General features: G+C 57.0%; 7 protein-coding genes. All 7 read left to right on the top strand.

The genetic code is table 11. The annotated features are described in order from the left end of the window. Positions 1-1,234 precede the first annotated feature (1,234 nt). The 7 genes from B0G52_RS24310 (at position 1,235) to B0G52_RS24280 (ending at position 8,744) form a co-directional block, all read left to right on the top strand. Entirely contained in the window at positions 1,235-2,224 is a 990-nt protein-coding gene (locus B0G52_RS24310; RefSeq protein ID WP_094048054.1) for a Gfo/Idh/MocA family protein, read from the top strand. 30 nt (positions 2,225-2,254) lie between these two features. Continuing rightward, positions 2,255-3,274: an AraC family transcriptional regulator gene (locus tag B0G52_RS24305; protein ID WP_094048052.1), complete on the top strand. Its 1,020-nt coding sequence runs from the start codon at positions 2,255-2,257 to the stop codon at positions 3,272-3,274. A 17-nt stretch (positions 3,275-3,291) separates the two neighbouring features. After that, on the top strand, positions 3,292-4,377 hold the full coding sequence (locus B0G52_RS24300) for a Gfo/Idh/MocA family protein (protein WP_094048050.1): 1,086 nt from the start codon (positions 3,292-3,294) through the stop codon (positions 4,375-4,377). A 203-nt stretch (positions 4,378-4,580) separates the two neighbouring features. After that, positions 4,581-5,438, top strand: a complete 858-nt coding sequence (locus B0G52_RS24295) for an SMP-30/gluconolactonase/LRE family protein (RefSeq protein ID WP_094048048.1) — start codon at positions 4,581-4,583, stop codon at positions 5,436-5,438. A gap of 35 nt (positions 5,439-5,473) precedes the next feature. Continuing rightward, positions 5,474-6,328, top strand: coding sequence for an aldose 1-epimerase (locus B0G52_RS24290; RefSeq protein ID WP_094048046.1), 855 nt, complete (start codon positions 5,474-5,476; stop codon positions 6,326-6,328). 2 nt (positions 6,329-6,330) lie between these two features. Further along, the gene (locus B0G52_RS24285; RefSeq protein ID WP_094048044.1) at positions 6,331-7,758 is read left to right on the top strand and encodes a hypothetical protein; all 1,428 of its coding nucleotides are present in this window, start codon (positions 6,331-6,333) and stop codon (positions 7,756-7,758) included. A 26-nt stretch (positions 7,759-7,784) separates the two neighbouring features. Beyond that, positions 7,785-8,744 (top strand): ABC transporter permease, encoded by a 960-nt coding sequence (locus B0G52_RS24280; protein WP_233162998.1) that lies wholly within the window; start codon positions 7,785-7,787, stop codon positions 8,742-8,744. Positions 8,745-8,757: the final 13 nt, after the last annotated feature.

Below are 8,757 nucleotides of genomic sequence, written 5' to 3'. Positions count from 1 at the left end.
CTCTGGCCATAAAATATCCTCCCCCGAATTGATTCTGAGGAGGATTATCTCATGGTTGCTGCAAAGAACGAAGGTGGGTAGGGTTTGACGCTTACGCTTAGAGCGAGCGGTGAATGTGGGTGAGGGCCAATGTTGTTTGATTAAGCGTCGGGATGCCCAAGGCCAACAAGGTGCCTTGGCGACATACGCTCGGCACCGGCGGAGAGGCCCCAAGGCCAATAAAGTGCCTCGGAGCGTCGGCGCCAGTTCCGCGAAGGCCAATAAAGTGCCTTGGCAGTGGGTGTCCGGGAGTGAGAGGAAAGTGTCAAGGCCAATAAAGTGCCTCGGAGCGTCGGCCCCGGTCTCACGAAGGCCAATAAAGTGCCTTGGCAGTACATATCTAGGGGCAGTTGGGGGCTATAATTGCTTATCCTGACAACATCCCTCGTATTTAAGGGTTTTTCTCACGAATGCTCAGCCATTCGCAGGATTTCATCGATGTTGATGTCAGATGCGGTGGAGGAACGCGCGAGCGATGGACCGTCTTGACGTGTTCGGGTATGCGGGAACAGAAGGTACGTCATGCCGTACTTTCGCTTGGTGCTCTCCTGCACGCTCCACTTGTTCCTTGGCGGTTCACCCTCCCATGTCTCAACGGGTCATCGCCCTTGCATTCCTTCGTTGTACCTGACCAAGGCGTGGAGACCGATCGTGTTTGGGGGACGGGTCATTGCCCTAGCTGTTGTCAAACTCGGTTCTCTGTGCGTTCTTTGTCGATGAATCCTGCAAATGGTTCAGCATTCGTAAACGGCGGGGTGAACGGGCTGTTACGCGTCACAACAGCGGCAGATCCTACTGCGGCGACAGGTACGTTCCTTCCCCTAAAGCCTTGTCACTCAGGCGGCAGACGGCTGCGGCAACGGACTACGGTACGTTTCTCCCCGTTGCACCATGCCAATCACGATGCGTGCCAGCTTCCCGATCAGCTTGACGATGGAGGCCATCTTCGACAGGCCCCGCTGTTGGTTTGATAAGCCCCCTCTTAAGCACCGATGTACGACTTTTCGTGTGCGCGTTGCTGCCGATCTCCGTCGTGGCCTCAGCGGCTTTCGGGAATTGAATCCAACCTGCATCGAGAAACTATGTCGCAATTTTATAGTTTAAATGGCACGAAAACTAATTATAATGGCGATAAAAGTTGTGTAATCTGTCATTGTTGTCGTATATTTTAAGTCAACAGCCAAGGAGGCTTACTATGATTCGGATCGGTAAAATCAGTTATTGGCACGTTCATGCGGACGATTATACGAAGCAGGCGCTGGAGCATCCCGAGACGGAGCTGGCCGCGATCTGGGACGAAGAGCCGGAACGCGGACAAGCCAAAGCCGCGCAGTACGGAGTGCCGTATTACGCGTCGCTCGACGAGATGCTGGCCCAGGACGGCATCGACGCGGTCATCGTGGACGCGCCTACGAATATTCATCGCGATGTGATGGTGAAGGCGGCGAAAGCCGGCAAGCACATTTTTACGGAAAAGGTTATCGCCCCTACGGCGAAGGAAGTATCCGAAATCCTTTCCGCGGTCGGGGAAGCGGGAGTTAAGCTGACGGTTTCCCTGCCGCGCCTCTACGACGGCTATACGCAGACGATCGACCGCGTAGTGCAGAGCGGCAAGCTCGGCAAGCTGACGCTGGCGCGGGTAAGGCTGTCGCATAACGGCGCGACCGCGAACTGGCTGCCGGACCATTTCTACTCGAAGGAGCAGTGCGGCGGAGGCGCTCTTATCGATCTGGGTTGCCACCCGATGTATCTCGTTCGGCGCTTTCTGGGCATGCCCGAGAGCGTAAGCGCGAACTTCGGCTACGTGACGGGCAAGGAAGTCGAGGATAACGCGGTCTCCGTGCTGCGCTATGCAGAGGGCGCGATCGGCATCGTCGAAGCGGGCTTCGTGAACAGCCACTCGCCGTTCTCCATCGAGCTTCACGGAACCGAAGGCACGCTGCTGTTCGGTTTCCCGGAGGAGGTTCCGGTCGTTCGCTACAACGGTGGAAGCGGGCAATGGGAGAAGCTGGAGCTGGACGGCAGGTTGCCTTACGCATTCAGCCAGTGGGTGGATCATATCGAGAAGGGCACGGAAGCGACGGAAAATATCGCGGCGGCTGTCGATCTGACCAAGCTGATGGAAGCTTCGACGCGGTCGGTTGCGGAAGGCCGTCCGATCCGGATCGACGAGCTGGCGGAATAACGGACTACCGGAGGAAAAGAGGGATGGAGCATGCAGGCGGATCATCGCGAGTCGACGACGGGGAAGAAGCCGGCGGACCGCAAAGCGGCCGGAAGCGCGAGTCCCTTCCCGTACGCCCGGATGGCGGAGAGGCAGGACGCGCTGGACCGGCTGGAACTGCAATTTCGTTGGGGCGGATACGGCATTCGCGTGCTGCGCTGTCATCTGGCCTCTTTTCCGCCGGGTCATATCATTAACTTCCATAAACACTCGGAATACGAGTTTCACTATATTCCGAAAGGCAAGGGCAAGGTCATCCTCGTCGATCAGGCTTACGATCTTCACGAGGGGATGTTTTATTTGACCGGTCCGGATCTGGTGCATTATCAGGAGTCGGACCCGGAAGATCCGATGTACGAGCTCTGTCTTCACCTGGACATCGTGCCGCTGGAATCGGATGCCGAACCGAGCGGCTGGGGCGACGAGCTGGAGGCGGCGGAGGCGAGCGAGTGCATCGCCGCGCTGGACCGTCTGCCGATCGGTCCGGTCGTCGACCGGTTTCATGCGATGAGCGGCTTCCTGGAGGCTTACCGGATTTTGGAGGAGCAGCCGATCGGATTTTACACGCTGCTGAAGCAGGCGATCGTGCAGATTTTGCTGCGTACCGTTCGCGTGCTCGACGGGGCGGACGGCAGAACGGGAATTCCGGAGCGGGACATGAGCTTCCACAGGTATCAGTTGGCCACGCAGTACATTCAGGACAACGAGAGCATGCCGCTCTCCCTGGAGCAGGTCGCGGAAGCGATCGGAATTAGTCCGCGGCAGCTTCAGCGCATTTTCCGCAGCGAGGGGCGCACGACGTTCCGCGATTACTTGGAGCATACGCGGCTGACGGCGATCTGTTCGGATTTGCTCCTCACGGACAAGGCGATCGAGGAGATTGCCATCGCTCACGGCTATGCCAATCCGAACTATCTGTATCCGGTGTTCAAGGGCAAATACGAAGTGACGCCGAGCGCTTACCGCAAAATGCATGCCGGAGAGCCTGCTGCGGCGTTCCAATCCAAATGAGAGAAGGAAGCGAGCATATGAGCAAACATTTACGCATTGGCATTATCGGAAGCGGCGGAATCGCCAGAGCCCACGTAGCGGCTTACCGCAAGCTGCCGTTCGTGGAGATCGTCGCGGTTGCCGACGTTATTCCCGGCAAGGCGGCGGAATTCGTAGAGGCGCTGCAATTGGACGGAGCGGCGGCTTACGACGGCCATGAGAAGCTGCTGGAGCAAGAGTTGGACGGCGTCAGCATCTGCACGCCGAACGTCTCGCATCATCGGACGGCGGTCGATTCGCTTAAGGCGGGCAAGCAGGTGCTGCTGGAGAAACCGATGTCCGTCACTCTGGCGGAGGCGTTGGAGATGACGCAAGTTGCCCGCGACACGGGCAATATGCTGACAATCGGATTCCAGCCCCGCTACGATCCGAACATGAAGCTGCTGCAGGATATCGTGCAATCCGGACGTCTGGGCAACGTGTATTATGCCGAGACGGGCGGTGGCCGCCGCCGCGGGATGCCGGGCGGCACGTTCATCAGCAAGAAGCTGGCCGGCGCCGGCGCGATGGCCGATATCGGCTGCTACTCGCTGGATATGGCTCTGAACACGATGGGCTATCCTCGTCCGTTGACCGTTTCCGCGTTCACTTCGAATCATTTCGGCCGCAATCCGCTCTATCATCCGGAGGCTTCCAAATTCGAGGTGGAAGATTTCGGCGTGGCGATGGTGCGTTTCGAGAACGATCTTGTGCTGCAGTTCAAAATCTCCTGGGCGATGCACATGGACACGCTCGGCGCGACGATGTTCCTCGGCACCGACGCGGGCCTCAAGGTTACGTCGGCGGGCACCGGTCCGTGGTCGGGCGTATGGGACGGCTCGGTCGGCTCGATTACGCTGTACCACGACGAATACGGCGCTCATACGCAGACGCCGATTCCGCTCATCGAGCATAAGCTGAACCTGTTCGACGAGAAGGTTCGCGATTTCGCCGAAGCGGTACGGGACGGCCGTCCGGCTCCGATTCCGGGCGAGCAAATCTTGATTCAGCAGGCGATCATCGACGGCGTCCTTCGTTCGGCCGAATCCGGCCGCGAAGTGTCCGTCGAGCTGCCTCGCGACTAAATCGAATCTGCCATTTTCATCTCAACACCCCCCTGCTTCTTTTCCGGCAGGGGGTGTTTTTGTTGCGCCGAACAAAGGCATAGTACCCAAGAAGATCACAAGAAAGAAAGCGTTGACATCAAAATTCAAATTGTATATAATTCTAAATAAAATAATATAATTTATATTATTGTATATTATATTGGGGGCGAGCGAAGCTGGAACTGGTATTGGATGCACAGGCGACTCTCGGCGAAGGGCCATGCTGGGATGATGCATTAAACGGCTTGTGGTGGGTGGACATTCCGGAGAAGAAGCTGCACTTCTTCGATCCCGGCACGGGGCTGAATAGAACCATTCAACTGGAGCAGCAGATCGGAACGGTAGCGCCAAGATCGCCCGAAAGCGTCATCGTAGCGCTGCAGGACGGCATCTATGAACTGGATTTGCGGACCTGCCGTCTCCAGCGCCGTGCGAAGCTGGAGGAACGGTCCGACAACCGCTTTAACGACGGGAAATGCGATCCGGCGGGACGTCTGTGGGCAGGTACGCTGAACATGGGCGGAGAGAAGGGAGCGGGCGCGTTGTATCGTCTGAATGCGGACGGTCCTCTCGAGCCCGTGAAGACGGGCGTAAGCGTATCCAACGGCCTGGGATGGAGTCCGGATCACAGGAGCATGTACTGGATCGATTCTCCGACGAAGGAAGTGACCGAATTCGATTACGATCCGGTTTCGGGGAGCATCAATCGCCCGCGTTCCGTCGTTCGGTTCCGCGAAGGGCAGGGCATACCCGACGGGATGACGACGGACGAAGAGGGGATGCTGTGGATCGCGCATTGGGACGGCGGCCAAGTGTCGAGATGGAATCCCCGGACGGGGGACATGCTGGAGTCGATTCCCGTGCCGGCCCCGCGAGTCACCTCCTGCGCATTCGGCGGACCGGACGGACGGGATCTCTACGTCACGACCGCCAGAATCCGGCTGGACGAACGGACGCTGGGACAGTATCCTCTGTCCGGCGGTTTATTTCGCATTAGAACCCAAGTCAAGGGGATGAGGACGTATGCGTTCAAAGGCTGATCGGGGAGAAGCGCGCTCAGCCGCGGGGGCGGGCGATGACGCTGGGAAACAGCCTGCACCTGGCAGCAGGGCACTGGAGAGCGACGATGTGGCCAGGCTTCGGCGCCAATACCGTTCGACTGCGCTACAAGGAGCAGGACATTTTGCGCTGTCCGACCCATGCGCGCGAGCTTAGAGAGGCGCCGCATCTTTACGGCATGCCCTTGCTTGTCCCGCCCAACCGGGTCGAGAATGGAGCGTTTGCTTTCGACGGTAGGACTTACCGGCTGCAACAGAACGAGCTGCAGCACGGCAATCACATTCACGGCTTTATGGCGGACGCTCCGTTCAGGGTCGTGTGCGCAAGCGGGAACAAGGCGGTGTGCGAGTATGAAAACCGAGGGGAACGCTACCCGTTTGCTTTCCGAATGACGGTCGCCGTTTCGCTGGACGGAAGAGGTTTTCGGCAGGAGATTGTCATCGCGAATACGGCGGATTCTGATATGCCCGTCATGTTGGGCATTCATACCGCCTTTGTCGAGCCGGCGACGTTCTGTGTTCCGATCGGGCGGCGGTGGGAAACCGACGGCCGGCATTTGCCGACGGGAGTTTTGCTGGAGCTTAACGCAAGGGAACGGGAATATCGGCAAGGATGCAGAACAGGCGGCGAGCCGATCTCCGGATTCTACACGGCGATCGGGCAGCAGGCGAGAATCGGGGACTTCAGCTACTGCATGTCGAACAATTTTACGCAGTGGGTGCTGTTCAACGGCGGAGGCGGAAAGGGCTTCCTGTGCGTCGAACCGCAAAGCGGCCCGGTCAACGGGCTGAACAGTCCGGACGGCTATATTCGATTAAAAAAAGGGGAAAGCGTGCGGTTCTGGACCTCCGTTTCCCGAGAAGGAGAATGATCATGGCTAAAGTACAAATCGACGCATCGAAGACGTTAAGAGAGTGGCCGCGTATGGAGCGGTATCAAAACTCGACCCTGCGCTACACGCCGCCTGCCGATTTTCCGGCATTTTGGGCGGAGAGGCACGGACGCCCGCGGATTATGCGGTGCTGGGTAACTCTCGACGAGGTGTGGGACTACCGCACAGACGAGTATTTCTGGAATTATCGAATCGGCGTTAACCGCTATCAGGACGATTCGCTGCACCATGAGTACGATTGGGGTTCCACGGTGCCGTCCGAGGTGAACGTGCGGGACTATTTGTCTGCCCACAGCGAGACAAGCGACGAGATTTTGCTCAATCTGCGCAGATACGAGAAAGAAACGCAGCGCGGAATCGTGTCGTTGGACAAATATGAAGAGGTCGTCGAGAAAGTGATCGAATACTACAAAAACCTGTATCCCAACATTCGCTATATCGAGCCCTGCAATGAGAGCGACTACGACTGCTTTGGCGGAATCGATACGGAGCACTATTACAAGCTGTACGCATGCGCCTACCGGGCGGTAAGGAGACTGAACGAACGCCATTCTTATGCCGTTCCGCTGCTGATCGGCGGCTCGGCCATCAACGCCGTCATGGACCGGCCTCATCTGTGGCGCGAGTTTTTGCAGCAATTGGCCAACGACCGCGACGAGAAACGGCAAATCGATTATTATTCCATGCACGATTACAACGGACATCCGAGGCGGTTAAAGGTGTTTTACGAGATGCACCGTGCGTGGATCAAGGAACTAGGTCTGCCGGAGCTTCCGATTTTCGTCGATGAATACGGTTTCACACAGACAACGGGAATATGGACGGACAGTCTAAGAAACGCGTCCGGGGTCTTGTCGGCGATGATCCTGTCCGCTCAACTGCCGGGCATGCATATTTTTCCTTGGTGCACGTTCCACAACCCGTCCTATCAGATGTCGTTCACCCAATACTTGCTGCTGGAGAATGGGCAATACGCCTCCACGCCCAACGGCAACGCAATGCGCATGCTGAGCATGTTGAAGAAGAACGAGCTGGAGATGCAGGGGGAGCATCAGCACCAGATTGCGGCTACGGGGGATGAAACCGGGTATGCTCTGCTGGCGACGAATCCGACCGATAAGCCTGCCGCAGTAGATCTGATGCTGCGCCATATCCGCCTGGACCACGTGACGATTACGGAATATCGGGTCGACGCACTGAACAACAACCGGCTGACCGGACCGGCCTGCATCGAGCTGGGGCTGACCGATCGTTGGAACGAATGGGTGAAGGGGACGGAGCAGGGAATCGACATCCGGAGCGTGCTGGAGCCTTACGGATTCACGCTATGGCTGGTGGAGCCTTATAAGATCGCCTCTCCGCTTCCGACCACTCGATCCTTGGGGCTAAGCGTCAACGGAGTCCAGTAACAGCAAAGTTGAAAGGGGGAGCCGGATTGAAGGGTTCGACCGGAACACTGAAGCGTCGCGAGGAGTCCGCTTGGCTGCAGAGGCTCGCCGCGATTCGGAAGGATAAGCTGCTTTATTTGATGGCCTTGCCGGGCATTCTGTTTTTTCTCGTCTTTCATTACGGACCGATGTACGGGTTGGTTGTCGCGTTTAAGGACTACAACATTTATCAGGGAATTTTCGCCAGCGATTGGATCGGATTCGCCAACTTTCAGACCTTGTTCGAGATGTCCGGGTTCAGAAGGGCACTGCTTAATACGGTAATCATCGGATTCTATCAGTTGATTTTCGTCTTTCCCGCACCGATCATTCTGGCCATTCTGATTAATGAAGTGTTGCATGCTCCGTTCAAGAAATTCGTGCAAACCGTCATTTATTTGCCTCACTTCGTTTCCTGGATCGTCATCGGCGGCATTCTGTACGCTATTCTGTCGCCGACAACCGGCATCGTCAGGGAAGCGGCCGAATGGTTCGGCCATGACGGAGCGGTGATCAATCTGATGGGCAGCGTCGAATATTTCCGAAGCATTTTGATCGCCTCGAGCATCTGGAAGGAAGCGGGGTTCGGAACGATCCTCTATTTGGCCACGATCGTCACGATCGACCCTTCCCTCTACGAAGCGGCCAAGGTGGACGGAGCGAGCAAATGGCGTCAGCTCTGGCATATTACGCTGCCGGGGCTGCGGACGACAATCGTCATTCTGCTGATTTTCCATGTTGGCAATTTTCTGAACGTAGGATTGGAGCAGGTATACGCGCTGTATAACCCGGCCGTCTACGAGGTCGGAGAAATTTTGGATACGTATTTGTTCAAGTTGGCGTTCGAGAACGCGAAGTACGATCTGGCGACGGCTTCGGGTTTATTCAAGTCGTTGGTGGGGCTGACGCTCGTGCTGCTCACCAACTATACGGCGAAAAAGATTGATAGGGACAGCGGCTTTATTTGAGAGGGGGAACAAG

The organism is Cohnella sp. SGD-V74 (assembly GCF_003001675.1).
GTDB lineage: Bacteria > Bacillota > Bacilli > Paenibacillales > Paenibacillaceae > Cohnella.
This window is presented reverse-complemented; position numbering and strand designations above follow the sequence as displayed.